22 protein-coding genes are annotated in these 19,477 nt (G+C 35.8%); 16 read left to right on the top strand and 6 right to left on the bottom strand.

Annotation, left to right across the window (positions count from 1 at the left end; genetic code table 11):
* Positions 1–255: 255 nt before the first annotated feature.
* On the top strand, positions 256–630 hold the full coding sequence (locus L1283_RS17955) for a VOC family protein (RefSeq protein WP_075993116.1): 375 nt from the start codon (positions 256–258) through the stop codon (positions 628–630).
* Between the two features lie 133 nt (positions 631–763).
* Complete coding sequence (locus tag L1283_RS17950; RefSeq protein ID WP_257786995.1) at positions 764–898, top strand: hypothetical protein; 135 nt, start codon at positions 764–766, stop codon at positions 896–898.
* A 322-nt stretch (positions 899–1,220) separates the two neighbouring features.
* Here the strand turns inward: L1283_RS17950 and L1283_RS17945 are convergent, their stop codons facing one another.
* Both L1283_RS17945 and L1283_RS17940 read right to left on the bottom strand, forming a co-directional pair.
* Positions 1,221–1,784 (bottom strand): hypothetical protein, encoded by a 564-nt coding sequence (locus L1283_RS17945; protein ID WP_145330731.1) that lies wholly within the window; start codon positions 1,782–1,784, stop codon positions 1,221–1,223.
* Positions 1,785–1,825: 41 nt separating this feature from the next.
* Entirely contained in the window at positions 1,826–2,404 is a 579-nt protein-coding gene (locus L1283_RS17940; protein WP_157626132.1) for a hypothetical protein, read from the bottom strand.
* Between the two features lie 405 nt (positions 2,405–2,809).
* Between L1283_RS17940 and L1283_RS17935 the strand changes: the two genes are divergently transcribed.
* The 8 genes from L1283_RS17935 to L1283_RS17900 all read left to right on the top strand — a co-directional run bounded on the left by L1283_RS17935 (position 2,810) and on the right by L1283_RS17900 (position 9,335).
* Positions 2,810–3,631: a helix-turn-helix domain-containing protein gene (locus L1283_RS17935; RefSeq protein ID WP_145327134.1), complete on the top strand. Its 822-nt coding sequence runs from the start codon at positions 2,810–2,812 to the stop codon at positions 3,629–3,631.
* Between the two features lie 77 nt (positions 3,632–3,708).
* Complete coding sequence (locus L1283_RS17930; RefSeq protein ID WP_075993120.1) at positions 3,709–4,308, top strand: NAD(P)H-dependent oxidoreductase; 600 nt, start codon at positions 3,709–3,711, stop codon at positions 4,306–4,308.
* Positions 4,309–4,535: 227 nt separating this feature from the next.
* Positions 4,536–5,528, top strand: coding sequence for an SDR family NAD(P)-dependent oxidoreductase (locus L1283_RS17925; RefSeq protein ID WP_145327133.1), 993 nt, complete (start codon positions 4,536–4,538; stop codon positions 5,526–5,528).
* Between the two features lie 143 nt (positions 5,529–5,671).
* Positions 5,672–6,481, top strand: coding sequence for a helix-turn-helix domain-containing protein (locus L1283_RS17920; protein ID WP_075993122.1), 810 nt, complete (start codon positions 5,672–5,674; stop codon positions 6,479–6,481).
* Between the two features lie 141 nt (positions 6,482–6,622).
* Positions 6,623–7,090, top strand: a complete 468-nt coding sequence (locus tag L1283_RS17915) for a hypothetical protein (protein ID WP_075993123.1) — start codon at positions 6,623–6,625, stop codon at positions 7,088–7,090.
* Between the two features lie 76 nt (positions 7,091–7,166).
* The gene (locus tag L1283_RS17910; protein ID WP_075993124.1) at positions 7,167–7,718 is read left to right on the top strand and encodes a hypothetical protein; all 552 of its coding nucleotides are present in this window, start codon (positions 7,167–7,169) and stop codon (positions 7,716–7,718) included.
* A 264-nt stretch (positions 7,719–7,982) separates the two neighbouring features.
* Positions 7,983–8,531, top strand: a complete 549-nt coding sequence (locus L1283_RS17905; protein ID WP_075993125.1) for a hypothetical protein — start codon at positions 7,983–7,985, stop codon at positions 8,529–8,531.
* A 24-nt stretch (positions 8,532–8,555) separates the two neighbouring features.
* Complete coding sequence (locus L1283_RS17900) at positions 8,556–9,335, top strand: DUF4241 domain-containing protein (RefSeq protein WP_083663668.1); 780 nt, start codon at positions 8,556–8,558, stop codon at positions 9,333–9,335.
* Between the two features lie 161 nt (positions 9,336–9,496).
* Here the strand turns inward: L1283_RS17900 and L1283_RS17895 are convergent, their stop codons facing one another.
* Positions 9,497–10,582 carry a DUF4274 domain-containing protein gene (locus L1283_RS17895; protein WP_075993127.1) on the bottom strand — a complete coding sequence of 362 codons (1,086 nt, stop codon included), beginning with the start codon at positions 10,580–10,582 and terminating at the stop codon, positions 9,497–9,499.
* Between the two features lie 149 nt (positions 10,583–10,731).
* Between L1283_RS17895 and L1283_RS17890 the strand changes: the two genes are divergently transcribed.
* The 5 genes from L1283_RS17890 (at position 10,732) to L1283_RS17870 (ending at position 15,389) form a co-directional block, all read left to right on the top strand.
* Complete coding sequence (locus L1283_RS17890; RefSeq protein ID WP_088161933.1) at positions 10,732–11,409, top strand: hypothetical protein; 678 nt, start codon at positions 10,732–10,734, stop codon at positions 11,407–11,409.
* 25 nt (positions 11,410–11,434) lie between these two features.
* The gene (locus L1283_RS17885; protein WP_075993129.1) at positions 11,435–12,118 is read left to right on the top strand and encodes a hypothetical protein; all 684 of its coding nucleotides are present in this window, start codon (positions 11,435–11,437) and stop codon (positions 12,116–12,118) included.
* Positions 12,119–12,381: 263 nt separating this feature from the next.
* Entirely contained in the window at positions 12,382–13,311 is a 930-nt protein-coding gene (locus tag L1283_RS17880) for an alpha/beta hydrolase (protein WP_088161934.1), read from the top strand.
* Positions 13,312–13,390: 79 nt separating this feature from the next.
* Positions 13,391–14,122: an SMI1/KNR4 family protein gene (locus L1283_RS17875; protein ID WP_145327131.1), complete on the top strand. Its 732-nt coding sequence runs from the start codon at positions 13,391–13,393 to the stop codon at positions 14,120–14,122.
* Between the two features lie 538 nt (positions 14,123–14,660).
* Entirely contained in the window at positions 14,661–15,389 is a 729-nt protein-coding gene (locus L1283_RS17870; protein ID WP_075993132.1) for an MBL fold metallo-hydrolase, read from the top strand.
* A 180-nt stretch (positions 15,390–15,569) separates the two neighbouring features.
* Here the strand turns inward: L1283_RS17870 and L1283_RS17865 are convergent, their stop codons facing one another.
* The 3 genes from L1283_RS17865 to L1283_RS17855 all read right to left on the bottom strand — a co-directional run bounded on the left by L1283_RS17865 (position 15,570) and on the right by L1283_RS17855 (position 17,715).
* Positions 15,570–16,415: a GNAT family N-acetyltransferase gene (locus L1283_RS17865; protein WP_145327130.1), complete on the bottom strand. Its 846-nt coding sequence runs from the start codon at positions 16,413–16,415 to the stop codon at positions 15,570–15,572.
* Between the two features lie 131 nt (positions 16,416–16,546).
* The gene (locus L1283_RS17860) at positions 16,547–17,353 is read right to left on the bottom strand and encodes a hypothetical protein (protein ID WP_075993134.1); all 807 of its coding nucleotides are present in this window, start codon (positions 17,351–17,353) and stop codon (positions 16,547–16,549) included.
* Between the two features lie 215 nt (positions 17,354–17,568).
* Positions 17,569–17,715, bottom strand: a complete 147-nt coding sequence (locus L1283_RS17855; RefSeq protein ID WP_232475804.1) for a winged helix-turn-helix transcriptional regulator — start codon at positions 17,713–17,715, stop codon at positions 17,569–17,571.
* A 644-nt stretch (positions 17,716–18,359) separates the two neighbouring features.
* On the opposite strand from L1283_RS17855, the gene L1283_RS17850 reads away from it, so the two are divergent.
* The gene (locus L1283_RS17850) at positions 18,360–19,301 is read left to right on the top strand and encodes a hypothetical protein (protein ID WP_088161977.1); all 942 of its coding nucleotides are present in this window, start codon (positions 18,360–18,362) and stop codon (positions 19,299–19,301) included.
* Positions 19,302–19,477: the final 176 nt, after the last annotated feature.

Raw genomic sequence — 19,477 nt, 5'->3', positions numbered from 1 at the left:
CTTTGGTTTAAAATTACAGCCAACGGGTCGCGTATTGGCGATAGCCGCGGATTAGAAATCCTTCAATCTTTCAAGAACCTAAGCAACAGCCTTTTATTATCTTTTAAATTTATAAAAAAGGAAAGATAAAAAGCCATTTCGACTAAAAAAGAATAAAATGATAATGTTCAGTATAAAATGTGCAAATCTTGCCATAAGATAAGAGTATTGATTTAGCATTTTGATTACTTTGTATAGTACCTAAAGTCACAAAATATGAACACAAAATTTGAGGCAGGAATTAATATTGCCCTAAAAATTCCCAAAAGCAAATATGAAAAGACAGTCGTTTTTTATAGGGATGTTTTAAAGTTTAACGTGGAGGAAAAGCCGATTAACAACCCAACTGTGTCGAGGACATGTGAAGTAAAATTCGGCAATAATATTATATGGCTTGACTGTGTGGACAATTACACACATTCTGAAACTTGGTTACAGCTTATGGTTCCTGACGTAGAAATGGCGACAGCATATTTACTATCCAACGGGGTGGAAACCTGTGATGAAATTGAAGAATTACCGGAAAATATGCATTGGATTACTGACCCAGCCGGGACGGTATTCAACCTACAAAAAACGCAAAAAAAATAACGAAATCCACTGGGTAGCGTATTTTACAGATTTAAACAATTTTATTGCTGAATGGTATTATTTTTCATGGCACCGAGATTCATTATGGCGGCATAGCTGAGTTCTTATTCAGCCGGGAATTGGTTACAAGGCGATGTCAGCAATAATCGAATTCCTTGGTGGCGAAAAAGCCTATGCCAAAATTATTCCCGCACTTCCTTCAGAGATCACGATTACGCTTGGTGAACATTCAACCGATAAAGGAGAGAAAATCTCTCCAGAAACCTAGCTACTTCAATACGATAAAAAAGAGGACAATTGGAAAGGAAGTTATCTGTTAAGGATAGTCTTCAAAATGTGCAGATTCATTTCTGTCAATCCGCTATAAGGAGATGTCAATACTAACCTTGATTTTAATGCTTGTTGGGACCAAAATTAAGGGAACTAGTGCAAATCCAACTTGCGGATGAACTAAATAGTTTATTAGATATAAACTTTAAATTTGATTTTGACTGATCAGAATCCTGTAGATTTTTCCAGACTTATTGGGACCAAATAACAGTTTGGCAAAATGATAGGGAACTATTCTTAAAAGGGCTTTCTCGCAAAGGCTACATACCAGGAGGAGTGCGATAGGTCATGATTTCCGTACCATTAGACTTTTTCACAATCTCCTTTGTATTTCTAAGTATTAATGTATGACTTCCAAGTTTGCTATATGATACAAAGTCTCCATCCGGAGTTTGTTTGCATATAACAAACATATGCCAGCCACCATCTGCCGGAAGGGAGATAATAACCTTTTTCCCAGACTTCAATTCATTTTCTATCGTTTGAAAAAGGCTGTCCACAGGAAAGCTAGAATCTCGGGGTAAAACAAATTTTTGAGTAAAAGTAATACCGTATAATTCTTTATTGTCAAAATCCCGGAAAGAACCATCTGCTTTGTTTTGCCATTTAATTTGTAAGCCGTAAAAATCAAAATCCACCACTTTGTAATACTTTAAGATCATTTCGATAGCAGATGGAATGCAAGACATTTGAAAGAGTTGATTGTGGTTATTTATGACAGTATCAAAAAACTCAAAATTATCGTCTTTATGTGTTTGAGCGTTCGAATGAAAAACAAAAGATGTGGACATTAACACAACTAAACTTAAGAGAACTTTTTTCATAATTTAAATTACTTTTGATTGTAAGATAAGATAATACTTCACTACAAATGAGGTGCAATGCTGTACGTCATGATTTCTGTACCGTTAGACTTTTTCACAATTTCTTTTGTATTTCGAAATATCGTTGTATGGCTGCCGTACTTGCTGTAAGAAACAAATTCGCCATCCGGAGTTTGTTTATAGACGACAAAAATGGACCAACCTGTTTCCACCTGAAGTGCGATAATTACCTTTTTCCCAGATTTCAATTCATTCTCTATCGCTTGAAAAAGACTGTCCACCGGAAAACTTTCATCCCGTGGCAAATTAAATTTCTGGGAAAAAGTAATTCCGTATAATTCCTTTTTATCAAAGTCGCGAAAAGAACCATCCGTTTTATTTTGCCATTTAATTTGCAAGTCATAAAAATTAAAATCCACCACTTTGCAATACTTTAGCACCATTTCGATCGCCGAAGGGATACCTGAAGCCGGAAAGATTTGATTGTGGTTGTTTACAACAGTATCAAAAAAATCGTAATTGTTGTTGTTGTTGTTGTTGTTATTATTTGTTTGAGCCTTCGCATGAAAAATAACCGCTGTGGATATTAGCATGACTAAAATAAAGTGCATCCTTTTCATAATTAACGTATTTTTGATTAATTGACCTTCCACGTGGCAGACAAAAACTTTGATGTGCGAAAGTAACAAAATGGAACAGCTTGCTTTAAAATCTTCATTGGTTATCTGATGTTTTCTCAAATATTTTGAGATATCGTTTAAAGTTTTACAATTATAGAAAAATACATTAAAAGCAAAAATTTTAGTAGCCTTTCTGTCTCAATTTTTTGTCGATTTTTATCATTATTAAGCCGCTGTGAAGGACAAATAAGAATGCACTGTTCAGATAGTCAAAAGTGGAGTTTCCGGCTTTGTCTCCCTGTGGTAGGAAAAATACTGGGCGGGTTATAAAGGAATAAAGAGCTTTTAAATAATCCAAACTATGAGGATCAAAAACATAGATTTTTCTTATATTGGTAGTTATAAATGAAACCAAAGGAAGAAACATATCGTAGTTTCAGAATTTCTGCTCCTAAAGAGTTTGAAACAGTGTTCTCTCATTTCTATTATGCTGAAAATAAGTCTGAACATACCATAACCAAAACCCTTCTCCCTTCTTTTCAAACCATTATGGTTTTTAATTTCGGAGTTCAGGCATTTTTGGTTTCCAAGCAAAAAACAAAAATTGAAGTTGACAAATGTATCGTTTTGGGACCTATTAAATCAGCATTTGAATACAGCCTTCCCCCCGATTCCATTATCCTAGTTGCTAATTTCAAGGCTGATGCATTTTATCGTTTTTTTGGCAAAGCATTTCTATCTGATCATTTGCCTGTTCACCCAGATGAAGCTATGGAAGAAAATTGTTTTACCCGTTTATGGTTTCAATTAGATAGTATTTCCGCCACAGAAGAAAAGGTAGACCATATTCTTAATTTCTGCAAACCCTATCTTAATCAGCAGAATGCCACCTCTACGCTATTGGCTAATTTCAGATCGGATACGATGAACTCCATCAAATCCATTGCTGAAGAAGCTAGACAAAGTGAAAGAAACATCCAATTGATCCATAAAAGGCACTTTGGCTTCAGTGCAAAGGAAGTGAATCGATACCATCGTTTTGTTAAAGCCATTGAATTGATTCAGCAGACAGATTTTTCTAAAGAAAAAGTCAACTGGTTTGAAATCATCGATCAATGTGGTTATTATGATCAAAGCCAGCTTATTCACGACTTTAAACATTTCATTAATCTTTCGCCTAAGAATTACCTAAAATTCCAGCAGGATATTTGCCGGGCTAATGAATAACCCGTTTCGTTTTCTTACAATTTTTGAGGTGTTCCCTATTTTACTTTTGTACTGTTCAATCAATTAAAAGTAACGGTATGAAACATCTTATTATTTACGCCCATCCCAATCAGGAAAGTCTGAATGCTCAGTTTAAACAATCTATTGAAAACGTTCTGCAACAACAGAAGCATAAAGTAATTACCAGAGACCTGTATCAACTGGGATTTGACCCTGTATTATCATTGGAAGATATGGACGGACAACGAAAAGGCTACGTTAATGAACTTATCAGACAAGAACAGGAGTATATTTCCTGGGCAGATGTGGTCACCTTTATCTATCCGATTTGGTGGACCGGCATGCCGGCCATTATGAAAGGGTATATCGACAGGGTATTCAGCTACGGGTTTGCCTATCGTTATGATCAGGGAATACAAAAAGGATTATTAGCCGGAAAACAGGCTATAATTCTCAATACCCACGGAAAATCCCACGAAGAATATACCGCTATCGGTATGGATAAAGCATTATTACTGACATCTGATAAAGGTATCTATACGTACTGCGGTTTTCAGATCAAAGAGCATCTCTTTTTTGATAAAGCTGACCGGGCCACTCCTGAAGTCGTTGAAATGTGGCTTGCTACAATCAGTAATGTATATACGATTATGGATCCTCAACTTTCTAATCATTAAAACTGATGTATTTTGCTTATGAGGATTCATGGCTTGGGAGTAATGTAACACTTGCCCAAAACATCGAAATAGAAGGCAGAATTTTGAAGATCCTGCCTTTTTTCTGCTTATATCCTGATCAAGATCCCCTGCCCTTTTGAACAAAGTTAATTAGGCCTTTTGAACAAAACAGAACACATTGATCCGTCCTAATTTTGTCTCAGTAATAACAATTAAATGTATCCAAAATGGAAAAGAATAATTATCAGGGAGCTCAACAACAACCTATAGGTTCGGGCTTCAATGTAAAATCAACGGCTAATGATGTGATTCAAAACATCGATCTTACCGGCAAAACAGCTATCGTAACAGGCGGCAACACAGGGATTGGACTGGAAACCACAAGAATACTCGCCGCAGCCGGAGCTACCGTAATTGTCGCTGCACGTGATATCGACAAAGCAAAGAAAAATCTGGAAGGAATATCCAATATTGAAATTGCAGCAATGGATCTAATGTCTCCCGCCTCTATTGATGTTTTCGCAGAAAATTTTGTCGCTTCAGGAAGACCTTTACATTTACTCATTAACAATGCAGGTATTATGTGGGTCCCTTTGCGTAGAGATGAACGGGGTATAGAATCACAACTCGCTACCAACTATTTAGCCTTGTTTCAGCTCAGCTCCAGATTATGGCTTTCCCTTAAAAAAGCCAACGGAGCGCGAGTGGTTAATGTTTCCTCTCATGGCCACTATTTCGCACCTTTTAATTTTGATGATCCTAATTTCCTGCACAGAGAATATGAAACATTACAGGGCTATGGACAATCCAAGACCGCAGTCAATCTTTTTTCAATGGAATTGGACGCTCGAGGACAATCTGTTCATATCAGAAGTTATGCGGTTCATCCCGGTTCTATCGGCGACACAGAATTGGGCAGAGAAGTCCCATTGGAGCTATTCCACAAAATGGGGTTTGTGGATGCAGACGGTAATATGTTACCCGAAGTAGCTGCATCGCTAAAAACGATCCCACAAGGAGCTGCCACAACGGTATGGTGTGCAACAAGCCCTATGCTTGATCATATTGGCGGCGTTTATTGTGAAGACGGAGATATCGCAGTAGTCTCATCAGATATTACTGTCCAAAAAGGGGTACATCCCTATTCACTGGATGAAACTAACGCCAAAAGACTTTGGAAACTCATCGAAGAGATGACAGGTATCCGTTTCAATCCATAAATCCATTTATTACTTTCAAGCATAAAAGAGAGGCAAGATGGCCCTTCTGCCTCTCTATTTTCAGCAATGAACTTTTAAACAAAGTAAATTATGTTATTTCTTATATTTACCTCATTGATTTCTTTCATAAAAAAGCAAAAATCATGGAATACCAAGCCCGATACATCACCGAAGATATAAAGCTTTCCAGCTACGAAGACCAATTTTTTAAATCGGACATTATGTTTGACCAACATATGTTGGTCTGGTTTCTTTCCGGAGAAACCAAGATTGTACAGGCTGATGCCACCTATCTATTTGGAAAAGGGGATATCTTTTTAATTCCCAGAAACCAATTGGCTACAATAATTAATTACCCTAAAGATGGCGAACCTCACAAGACGGTAGTCATGCATTTATCATTAGAAACATTAAAAAATTTTTATGCTGGTAAGACCATAGATCCCCAAGCACAAAATTCACCGAAGATTTTTTGTTTCAATAATCATCCTCTCCTAGAAAGCTGTCTAGCTTCGCTTATCCCTTATTTTGACATGAAAGATATCCCTGAGGATATTGCTGCGATTAAAATTACCGAAGCCATCAGCATTCTCAGAACCCTGGATAAAAGGATCGATCAATTACTTGCTAATTTTGAAGAACCCGGAAAGATCAACCTAGTCGATTATATGGAGAAGAATTTTATGTTCAATCTTCCGCTGGAAAAGTTTGGTTACCTCACTGGCAGAAGCCTCACAACATTTAAACGGGATTTCAAAAAAGCATTTACCATGACCCCACAACGATGGTTAACTTATAAACGTTTGGAGCTTGCCTATTATCAACTAACAGCAAAGAAAAAAAAGCCTCTGGAAGTTTGCTATGAGGTAGGCTTTGAAAACCTTTCCCATTTTTCATTCGCCTTTAAGAAGCAGTTTGGATTTGCACCAAGTCTGCTGAAAAGTATTTCCTGACGCCAATTCAATTTGAATTAATCAAAATCCATTGCTTAATCCCTACTACGCTTTTCGAGTACTGGAACAGATCCAGTTATTTCGTAAAAATTTGTATAAAACCGTTGGAACAATATTCCCATTATTCTTTATTTTTAGACTATGAGTGATTATACTATTTCGCTTGTGCCAAGAGTGTCCAGGTACGCTTTCGCTGAAATTGCTGTAGATGATATTTTAAAGTGGTTAGTTTCGAAAGATATCGTCAAAGCTGAATTATCGGAATGCACACTGGGCAACCTTGGATATGCATTTTCTGACGGTGCTCAATACATTGTATTTGAGCCTCATTTCCTTCCACACCAACTTGATGTAAATGGTCTGGAAATAACAACTGAGCGTACTATATTTAATACCGGACAAAATGGTATCGATCGTATAGTATGCCCCAATTGTACTGGAAATATTGTAGACAATGAATGGGATCTGGATCCCTGGTACCAGGGTTTTACCGATAACTTGTTGTGTCTCCGATATGCGGCACTGAAAGTGACATCCATCAATATGTTTTCGAACCACAGTCGGGATTCAGCAATCTTGGATTTACATTTTGGAACTGGCCTGAATTGAAACCTGAATTTATAGTTGAATTGCAGGAAAAGTTAAACTGTGACCTGGTAGTTGTAGGGTCCCACATTTAGTCATCATGGAAAAAGACAACAATGAAGGAAGAAGTATCATTAGAGGAAGTGGTATGCTCCATGTCAATTGGGGTGATGAAAAAAATGGATCAGTACTATTTTTTCAGGGGGAAACGATCTTATTAGGAATTTGTAATGTTCCCTTTGCTTTATACACAACAACTCGGTTTGACAGAAATACCTTGCCAAATGAACATGTTAAACACCTTGACCAGCTTGAAAAACTATTTCTAACAGGTGATTATAGCAGTAGAAGGGTAAAAGAAAACAGTCCATATGATATCCCGTTATGGATAAATGACCTTGAAAATATAAGTTTGTTGTATTTGGATCATTTTGATTTAATTGGTTTGACCAACCTAAGGATAAAAAACCTAAAAACACTGGTTCTTAAAAATGCTCATATTATTGATATTCCAAACCTTCTAATTGAGCTATTAACTTACAAAAACCTAACTCATATTGCTTATGATGCGTCTTGTATTCCATTAATCGACCAATTAAGAAAGCATCATGCTGGAGGGATTACTTTTGAGCTCTTAGATGGTTCGAGCTAAATTTATCCACCAATCTAAAAAGTGACGCTGCAAATTTGATTGCAAATGACTGATAAGCTCGATCTCTTTTTAAATGAGAAAATAAGTTAAAAAAACGCTAAGAGTTATGATCTGGGATAGCACCAAAAGTAAGACAGAAAATTTCTTAGCGATTTTTTAAAAGTTCTATTTGAAGAAGCGTATTAAGATTCTTATTAGCTACTACAATCTATTTTTTATACTTTTATCGTTAGGATTTAGAGAAATAACCGTTCACTTTCAAAGATGAAAAGGATCACGAATTCAATCACATCTTCTCATTATATACAGAGTTTTGCATTTGACCAGGTTGAGACCTATTCCCTCCAGCGCGGAGAGGAATACAATGCGGTGATCCAAATGCTAAAACCAGAACGTAATGGGTTAAAAGTGAGAAAGGAGAAACGAAACAATCTGACCGAAATCGAAGAAATTCGACTGAGCGAATTGGACAAGCTATTAGGTGTAACACAATATTTAATTGATGATACAGGGCAGTTTCATTTTTCGAGTCAAAGAATCAATACTTTTCAGTATGATAATGAGGTAGTCGGTCTACTAAAGAATATTTTACTTACGAAAACAACTGACGTGCCCAACTGGATGTGTGCCCCCATTTACAGGGATGCTATCGTACTCTATAATAGTTCGGGCGAAATTGTATCAGCACTGAATATCTGTTTAAGTTGTGAAGCAATGGCAATAGATAGCTCCAATCAGGTTGTCGCTGATTGCAGCACATATGAAATGCTCAGAAAGTTTTTTCAGGATGTTTCTCATCCTATAGAGATATGAACTAAATAAAGAAAATTATTTCCCATGCACAAAATAACAATAACAATATGTCTGATGGCCGTTGTGCTATTTTTATACATTTCAAGAAACAAAGTTCCACGTAATACTAACGATGTCATTGTACAAACAGCCAAATTTGACCTGACGGATACCATACCGAAAATAACCATTAAGGATACATCGCTCACATTCCCACAGATATTTGAGGGAAGTTTCACGAAGGCCACAAAAGTAGCGCAATTCGGTACGGAAATAACTTTTGATAAGATAGCTTTAGGAAATCTAAAGGTATCATCAGGCCAGATTATCGCAACTGATCCCGTTACCTTAAGGGATGCGGCAGCTTTTAGTGAAAATTTTCCTGTTGGAGAGTTTCCAGTCGAATTGGCAATGGCCAATATTAATGCCAATAAGGATCGAAGGGTCGCATTTGCACGCGTAAAATTCTCAGATAAGCCCATCCAAGAATGGGAGTTTGCGTTATTACCTGGAGAGACTTCTATCCCCCTCAAATCCAAAGAAATATATGGATATGGAGTAGACGCAGGACTAGGTCTTTTCGTTGATCAGGCAGCTAAGAATAGTCTGAATACGCTGCTCGGTAAAAATTGGGACATTATATTCTCCGAAAAATTCGAGGATTATTTAAATTACAGCTTTCAAAATCACAATGCCATCTTTTTCTCCACGGGGTATGGAGATGGTTTTTATGCGACTTACATCGGAAAGGACAGCGAGGGTACAATTTGTCAGCTGTTGACTGACTTTAATATTGTACTGTGGCGGAATGTTGCAGAATATTGATATTTATTATAGTCCGTAGTTTAGCTGGAGATTTCAAGCATTGAGACCATGCGATTCCGAAGCGAATTGATTGGTCATCAGTTTTCGAATCTGGAGGGTCAATGGCATCGAAATATCCAGCTAAGTCACTAAAGTCACTGTAATATTTCAATTCATAGCGATTACTCCAATGAACAATTGCTGATCAAATTTTTAATCACTTCGTTATTCAGATTTTGCTGCTGATCTGAAACAACTGAGAATGAAAATAAAACGCCGCCTTTTTCCACTAAGATGAGCCTCAGGAATTTTAAATTTCCGACATCATTTATTTTGACCTGCATGCCTTTACTGACAGCAAACCAAGTATCACTATGTTTGATGCGGGCTATCTTATCAAAATTTTCTTCAACAGCAACTATTTCAATAAAAGCCGGAATATAGAAAAACTCATTGCGCATCATTGTAGAAACATTGGTGGCCGCATTTTCCAGCTGTAATGCTTGGCTATTAAATAGAAAAAGAACCACTAGAATATCATCATTCTCAATGACAAGATCCGGCTGCATAATGACCTTTCTTAGTTTCTTTTCATTTGCTCCAAAACGGTCTTTTATAACCGAAGGAAAAGTATAACAATCTATAAAACTCTTTATCGTATTGTCCTTTACTATCCTAAAATCTCCTTCAGGTACCTTAAAAATAAAATTACATCTGTCAGTTATCAGCTTTAGAGCTTGAGATGATTTTACAGTTTTTATTGTGCCATTATAGAACTTCAGATCCCTGCGGTGAAAATTATCTGCAAATGATGTTTCGAGTTTTTTTCCCCTGGGTTTATTAAACAGAACAGCATCCTCCTTAATGTATTTTTTTAACTCTTCTACATCAAAAGATAAAGCACCAGGGTCACTAACGGGATCATAATAGAATTTTTCATGCTTGTAGAATCCATTATCTAAATGGGTAATAATAGCCTTGATCAGTTCGAAATCACCTGACCTCTCAGCATCCGTTAAATAACCTTCAACATCAGCTCTATGCAAGATCATCTTAACAGTCGAAATATCACAGTAAGGATGGGTTACAATAGCAAGTAGCAGATCATTCCCATCGTCGTAATTGTGATTTTTTGCAATAAAATCAAGTTCGATAGGTTCGTTGATTTCCTCCAACAGCTCCCTATCAAGCACATTTTCTTTAAAACTGTATTCAAAAAATGCTTTGCTTAGAAAAGCTGCTCTTTTTTCTGATATCTTATACTTCATCTACTAAAATTCTATTAAAATTTTGGCTAAAGATAGTTGGAAATTTACCGACTATTGTCGGCAAAACTATTTTACACTATTTCGTTTAAAAAGCACAACATAGTAACCAAAGTGATATATTTGCAACCTTAAACAATTAACTAATATTTATGAAATTAAAATTAGCCTATTTAATGCTTATAGCGATAGCATTTGTATCTTGTAAGAAAACAACCGAGGTAGAGATGTCTCTCTCCAATAGTGGAAAACTTACTTACAAATTAACTGACGCAAACGGTAAAGGCCTATCTAATGTAAAGATATCCTTGTTTGATCACTTGGACAGCTATTATGCAAGCAACAGTATATTAATCGATGAGCGTCGCACCGACGGAAACGGCCAAGTTGATTTTGGTGATCTAAATCCGAAAAGTTATCTAATAGTCGCTGATTCGGCAAAAGTAAACAATGTAAATTATACTGTTAGAGATTATGTTCAGGTCACCACTGGTATGACAAAGAACAAAGAGACCAAAGTGACAGACTTTTCAGGAACATTAGTCGTTAAAGTAACTTCCTATAACACGAATCAACCCGCAAAAAATATAGGTGTTCTCATCATTCCTGTTAATAACTACGAATATGAGCAATATATTTCAAAAAACTTAGCTAACGCAGAATTTAAAGGTGTGACTGGCGAAAATGGAATTGCTACATTAAAGATCGCATCTGGCAAAGATTATGTCGTCTTACTCTATAATATAACAACCTTGTCAAACCTTAACTGGGGCACAACATCCATTCAAAAAGGTATGACGATGAACTATTTTGCAGGTTTTTATCAATAATTAGCTGATAAAAAACTTTAATGATATGAAAGGCTATTTTTTTATTGTGCTCACACTGTTGATTGCAACAGTCTCCTGTCAGAAGGAGGTCGTTGTCAAACTGGCGGAAGGGGAAATTACGGGAAAACTAAACTACAAATTGACAGACGATACTGGTAAGGGATTGTCTGGTCTCAAAGTTTACATTTATAACCCTGGGAGCAAGCAAGATCCTAATTCACCGATAGATTCAGCTATTACGAGCAGTGTTGGCGAAATCAATTTTACGGATTTGTTACCTAATAATTATCAACTAAGGACAGATTCTATAAAATTAAATAACAACGATTACAGCGTCGATGAATATGTACAGATTACAGCGGGTATAGAACGTAAAAAGACAACAAAGGTAACTGATTTTTCGGGCACCCTGATAATTCAGTTACTATCGTACGAAACCCGCACCCCTATCCAAGATCAGGGAGTCGTGGCATTTCCTGTCAATAAGATCCATGTCACCTCTGATAATATCGCGGATATAGTAAAAAGCTCGACGCTGAAAGGGCTGACGGATAAAAATGGATGCGTAAGCCTAAAAGTACCAGCTAACCAAATTTTTGATTTTATTGTTCACCACAAGACATATGGTAACTATGGCTGGGGGTTTGGTTCTTACCAGGTAGCTAAGGGTAAAACGTTAAATATAACACTCTACAGCAGTTTTCTTTAACACAGTAACATTTCTTCATAACACTTACTGCCGCCTGAAAGGCAATCGACTTTTATAAAAAGAACGCTTTTGAACGAGCAGGTCAAACAGAGCCGATGTGGATCTATGCGGTGATGATTGACTTACGAAGATAAACTTACAATAAGCGTCTTGGCAAAACAGCTCCTCTTTCGTATCTTCGATACGGCTACACTACTTCGCCAAGTCGTTGCCCCATTGCCGATAATTTTATCTGAATTCATAACTGAACATAGCACCTTAAAATGAAAAAAATTTTTTTACTACTTTTTTGTACGCTAACATCAATAATTGGAAAAGCTCAAACGGAAAAGATTTACTCAAAAACATACGGAAAGAGTGAAAATCCGACAATAATTTTCATTCACGGCGGACCAAGAGGAAACTCGACACTCTTCGAGGGAACAACTGCAGAAAATTTAGCCGGAAAAGGTTTTTATGTTATCGTTTATGACAGACGTGGTGAAGGTCGTTCAATCGACACAACTGCAACATTTACTTTTCAAGAAGCAATTAGTGATTTAAATAGCATTTACGAAAAATATAACATCAAAAGAGCAAATATCATTGCTCATAGTTTTGGTGGTTTGGTTGGAACACTTTTTACAGAACAAAATCCTGAAAAAGTAAGTTCATTAATTCTTGCAGGTGCACTTTTTTCCCAACAAGAAACGTATAACCATATTTTGGAAACGACACGAAAAATCTACAAAAAAAAGAATGACACTTTAATGCTTTCCAAAATTTCTGAAATTGAAAGATTAGCTAAAAATTCGGCTGAATACAGAAAGCAATGTTATGAAATTGCAAGTATGAACAACTATTTCAAAATGCCATTTCCGACAAATGAAGCAAACCAATTGCGGGAAAATTATGAAAATAGTGAATATGGAAAAAGCAATATCCGAAATGACGACGCCCCTATTTTGTTCTATAAAAATGAAAACAAAAATAATATTGACACCAAACCTATTTTAAAAAAACTAGAAAAAGAGAATGTAAAATTATTTGCAATTTATGGTTTGCAAGACAAAATCTTTTCAGAAAAGCAATTAAGTGATATGAAGAAAATAGTTGGAAAACAGAATTTCAAGACAATTGACAATTGCTCGCATTATCCATTTGTTGACCAGCAAAACCCATTCATTGAAATAATAGAAAAGTGGATTAAATAAAAAACTACCACCAACAAGGTATTAGCAAAAAGTTAGCTGCAAGCATAACAAAACACACCAAGACAACAAAATTGAATTTATGACACCAATAGAAAGACTGACGTCCATTTTGACAGAACAATATATTTCAGAAGATGGTGACGAATATAAAGTAGAACTAAAAGAAGGTTTGACCAACCAGCAGATTGACGAATTAGTCAGACGACTGCCGACAGGACAAATTCCGCCAGAGATAAGAGAATTACTAAAATTTGCAAGCGGTTTTGAATTTTTCGGATTTGAAGAAGTCACATTTGACGGAGTAGGTCAATTTGGATTTGAAGAGTTTTTTCCTAATTCAGTTCAACTTGCGGGAGACGGACTCGGAAATTTTTGGATTTTAGATGTTGACAACAGTGGAAGTTGGGGAAGCGTGTTTTATGTGTGCCACGCCCCAGCTGTAATCGTAAAACACTCGGACAACTTAACTCAGTTTATAGAACAAATCGACGATTTTGGAAAAAATGGGAATAAGTCAAACCTTGATATTATTCACGAAAAAGTGGTTATGGATATTTGGAGCAAAGGAGATGGATTTATTGAACTTGAAAATGCAAGACAATCTAAAGACACAACTTTGAAAAACTTTGCACTATCACTTCCTGACAATTTTGTAATTGCAGACTTGAGAAACAAACAAATTCAGAGCGGATTTGCGTGGGGCAAATTCGGGCCGAACATTGACAAAGCAAAACGACACGAAACGGAATTAATTTGGGGAATTGAGAAGCCAATTAAAAAAGGATTTTTATCAAAATTATTTGGACGATAATGATATCTGACAATTTTTAGGCGTAGCCAAAGTCAGATCAAGTAGTGGTGGTTACACTCATGCTACCTGCGGTAAGTCTTGTCTTCTCTTTACCCACCCTACTTATCTATTTTAGTCATCTACGGGCTTAACAAACATAGTAAAATGGGCACAAAATGGTTACAACTAATTTTGGTTTCTACCACAATTCTTGGCATTGGCGCCACAATCTATTTATTTAATACCGTTGGAGTTATGTAACCAATAATCTGCTATTCAATCGCTGCAATTCTCTCTAGTTACTTTCTTGAGTTAGAAAAGGATGATTTGGAAAATTCAATAAACTTTCAAATCCAATAGCTTTTTAGACCATTCTTAAACATGTATTAAGGGTAAATGTTGAAAAATCAAGAATTGGGTATTCCGTCTTGAAATTTCGTTGATATCTCTACGGGAACCGTAATTAATTCAATAGAATGAGGATTTTGCTTTTGGGATGTTTAGTTTTGTTTAATACGCTTTATCGGTCAATAGCATAAGTGAGATTAAATAACAACAAATGAAAATATATCCTTTAAAAGACGGTGATTTCAGTGTAGATAAGAACAAAAATTTCACCTATCTAGAAGATACGGAAAACGATAAAAATTTAAAGATGGCGGTGCAGCCTTTTCTTATTGAAACAGCTGGCAATCTAGTGCTACTAGATGCAGGATTAGGCTGGATGGGAAACGGTATCCCAAAAATTCATAGCAACATGATAAAAGCAGGTTTCCAACCAAAAGATGTCAAGCTAGTTATGCTTTCTCATTTGCACAAAGATCACATTGACGGACTTGTGAATAGAGAGAAAAATGATTGGACGCTTAATTTTCCAAATGCCGAAGTCTATCTGCAAAAGCGTGAATATGATTTTGCGCTCTCAAAAGAAGGGAGTCCTTCTTTTGATTTGGATGTTTTGAAGTTCATTGTTGAGAATGCCAATATTGTCTGGATGGATTCTGATAAAGGAAGTATTACTTCAGAAATTGATTTCGAAGTGACTGGCGGACATACCCCTTATCATCAGGTTTTCTGGATTAAGGAAGATGGAGAAACCGCTTTTTATGGTGCAGACAATCTTCCTCAAATGGGATATCTAAACTATCAAATAGCATTTAAAACTGATTATGATGGCAAAAAAGCAATGGAAAAACGGATCATTTGGAAGCAAAGAGCACAAGAAGAACAATGGAAAATCCTGCTTTACCATGATATTGAAAATGAAATAATTAGACTTGGTAAATAGTTTCCTATTTCAAATCCTCACTCATCAACGTTAATTTTTTAGAAAAGACAATAAAAAAATCATCTGCATCGTTACCTGATATTTAAATCAACAAGTAGTTTTGCATCCCTATTAATTTCCTTTTTTTAAACAAAAAAGAAAATGGGATCGTGAGAAAAGAAAAAAGGAATCGGAAATTTGTCACAGCCTTTTGATCGTTTCATATTGCTTTCCAACTGGTTCAATATTCACGGATTTCAGAAAAGCTGTCATAGATTCACAGCTAATGTCTGTATTGATAATTTTTATAGCGTCAGTTTGCATAGTCTCTATTATATGCTGAAGCAATAGGGTACCAGCACCTTTTCTTCTGTGTTCTTTATTTACCGCCAGTTGTGTAATATCTCCTGATCCTGGCTCAAATACGCAATATCCAATCAGCTTATCCTCTGAAAAAACGCCTGTGCAAATAAAATTGTCGAAAGACCTACGAATTGATTCAATGCTATTTTGCCAGGATGGTTTAAAATCCCAAAAAGTTTCAATTTCAGTATATTCAAAAATATCTATTGGTTTTATATTAAAGGTTGAACTTTTGGCCAATAAAGTAATTGCCTCAATCTTTTGCTTAAAATAAAAGAACTTTCGGACCACAGTAAAGCCGATCTTTTTATAAACCGATACGGCACTTTTATTATGCTGCAGTACTTCCAGCAGATAATTATGGACTCCAGCCTTCTTCAGATAGGGAATCGAATAATTAAATACCGATGTGGCAAGTCCTTGTCCCTGATAATTTTTAAGAGTACCTGTCCCCGTATCATAAGCCGTTAAAACCTCATCGAAATCACCGATCCCGTTAAAGGTGAAAGATACGATAGCATCACCGTCAAAAACCCCAAAGGAAAGATCAGGCCTAAAACCGCGCCTCTTGAGCATAGCCAAGAGCTGACTTTTATCCAATTGCATTTCATATTCGGCAAAAGCTCTCTGAAATGCATAAAACAAAATTTCAGGATCTATTTTTTCCAGGGATCTAATTTCCATAATCAAAGTGGCCGACGGTAAAAATTGAAATGAAATATAAGACAATTTTTACAAACAGCTGCTTTTTAAGTAGAAATCTCCAAGCAGAAACCAGTTTAGACATTCTAAATTAATCCTGTAGTACGCAAACTTTACCTGTTTTCATAATAATCTGTACGACGGTAATAATGAATGGTCGAATTAGATTTTTTCATCCTATTATTGTAGTCTTTTCTAAACAAAAACGCGATGATTACAATGAATAAGAATAGTAATAAATAGACAAACAATATATCGTACAGCCAAGATCCCTGCAGATAAAAAGAATCGTCTGCAAGGCAAAACTTCTGCTGTTCAGTATTTTGTGGATTGTAAAACAATATGTATTCCTTATTAGTTATTATTCCATTTGCTCTATCCAGCAGTTCGGTTCGCATCTGCTCAAAACGTCGCTGGCTCACAATAGGTAAAAATGCATACTGCTTTTCCGCCTTATCTAATTTCCGCAAGTATAGCTGTCCATTGGCAGTATATCGGTATTCGACATTTAAATAGGCGTATTTTGTCTTGCCTCTATGTATTTTAGATTCGAAGTTTATGATAGCGGGCGCTGTTGCAATCCAGCTCGGATGCGTCCGCGCAAACTCTTTACGCTCCAAAGATGGACTTACAGAAAAAACGGAAATTATTAAAACATACACTGCTGCCAACAGAACAACAAACGCTATGCGATTGCCACTTCGCATTGTTATGCGCTTTCCATTCACATTATAGCGGACTTCATCCCGACCATCTCCTTTACCTAATTTGCTAAGGATTATTTTTTGCAAAGGGAAATAAAGCAGAGAAGAGCATACCAGCGCGTAAACAAAATAACGGTAACTGTTGCCCCAGAAAACGATGACAAAGATGAAGGCAGCAGCCACAGACCATTGAAGAAATTTGCCAATTGATTTCATAACCCTTTGTTCAGATGTAAGCACTAAGCATAGCAATAACTTTTTTAGTTTATTCCGTTGCAGCTCTCTATTATTCCAAAATAAAAATAAGGTATTCGACAATACCCATGGCCCTCTATTTAAAATCCGTGAGCAGAAAATTACGATTCGCTGAACAGTGGTAAATTTTGCATACCCACCTATTCTGAAAAAGGCGACTATCCTCACCCTTTTTATCATTCTGAAATTCTTTTTAAAATTACTCTTCTCAGTCTATCTTCATTCTGGTCTCCCCAATATCCAAGTGCGGAAATTACTGGGATCAGCGTCATTCCAAAATCTGTGAGTGAATATTCTACTTTTGGTGGTACAACAGGATAAATTTTCTTGCTGATAAGTTCATGGTCTTCCAGTTCTTTCAGCTGGGTATTTAAAACCGTCTAGAGGCATCTGGTATTTTATGCTGCAATTCACTGGGGCTTTTATGCCCCTTTAAATTGACAATGGCCTAAGAACTTATAATAAAACTTAAGTATACCTCATTTTATCGCATAATATATCGTCCTATATAAGACTCATATCGTCCTGAAAGGTCTAAATCAAAATATTTCTGTCCGTAAATCATGCATGAGAAGCAAGACAGTCTAATAATTAGTATCATCAAAAAAATAGTATTTATTGATTTTTTCACAGAGAACTGTTGCATTAAGATACAAATTAGTTATGTAAATTAGCTACTTAGTTATATAGAAATACAATGGGAATTTCCTGGGTTCGTAAGCTATTATTTATGTGTATTGTATCGATAAGTATGTTATCACAGAACAACATATGAAATTGAATAACATCCTTTTTAACGAATTTTAAACGATAGTCAGCGAATTGTAAACGGTTTACACTGCAAAAATTGATATTTTTACATTTGACAATTACCAATACTTCTTAAGCAATACGGCTAGTATATCGGAAAGCTGTTGAATAGCGTTGGCCGAAATATTAAACCAACACGCTCCAACAAAATTGACTTATGAAAAAATATATGTTATCAATTATTGTTTTACTGACTTTAGCCTCTTGTAAAGGACAAGAAAGTAAGACAGAAATTTTGGATAAACTAAAATATAATGCGGACAAGAGCAACTATGGTATCCAACCGACGTTTTATTATCCTACTGAAATCTCAATAAATGATTATCCTGTAGTCAAAGGGCTTGAATTCTTTGGAAACACAATTCCAAACTTTATTGACATTGCGATCAACAAAAATGGCGAACAAGAGTTAAAAATACTAATTGACTTATCCAATTATAAAAAGCAAGGAAATCCGATTTTAAAAATTCTATTAGTCAGGTCAGCCCAAGGAATATCAATCATTTCCAATGAATCAGATTTTCCCAAAGAAAATATTTTAGTAAATTATGAATTATCAGATGATGATATTACTCAAGAAAACATTAAAAGTGGTTACTTCTTGAAAACGATAAAGTTTAATGCCAAAATTCCTGTCGAACTATCTTCCTTAAATAAATCAGTTCAATTAAAGAATTCAACAGAACTACTTGACAACCTGTATAGTGCTCTTACCAACCTGACGAAAGATTTAAATGATAAAAATAGCAATAACGTTTTGGAAATTATCCAAAACGCAGAATTTGAGGTGGCACAATTACGAGGGATGAAAAAAGAATGGATATTAAAAGAAAGAGAAGCTCTTCTATCAAATACTTTTACATTGCTACCAAAGGATAGTTGCGACGTCAAAATTTATGGAAACGGAACAATGGCAACTCTTGTGAAAAAGAATTCAGAAATAATCAAACAATCGGCAATAACTTCAAAATTTACCAAAGGTTTCCCTAGCGGTAAAGTTGTTCAATTTTATAACTTTTATTACAACATACCGAAAGGAAAGGAAGAATTAGAATTAATAAGATTTGACGGTTATGCAATAACAAAATACAAAAAATAATAAACGCTATCGGCAGAAAAGCTGTTGTTTCAGGCTAGCTAAAGTGGAATCGCATGATCTCAATAGGTGAAATCTCCAATATCAGCTATCTCGTAGAAACATGATGAAAGCCATCAAATATTACTGACTGATTAGAGATACAATTCTACTTTTTTAGTATCTTAACAGTAAACTAC

This window comes from Sphingobacterium sp. HSC-15S19, assembly GCF_050433745.1.
GTDB lineage: Bacteria > Bacteroidota > Bacteroidia > Sphingobacteriales > Sphingobacteriaceae > Sphingobacterium > Sphingobacterium siyangense.
Note: the sequence above shows the minus strand (reverse complement) of the source record. Positions and strands in the feature narration are given on the sequence as shown.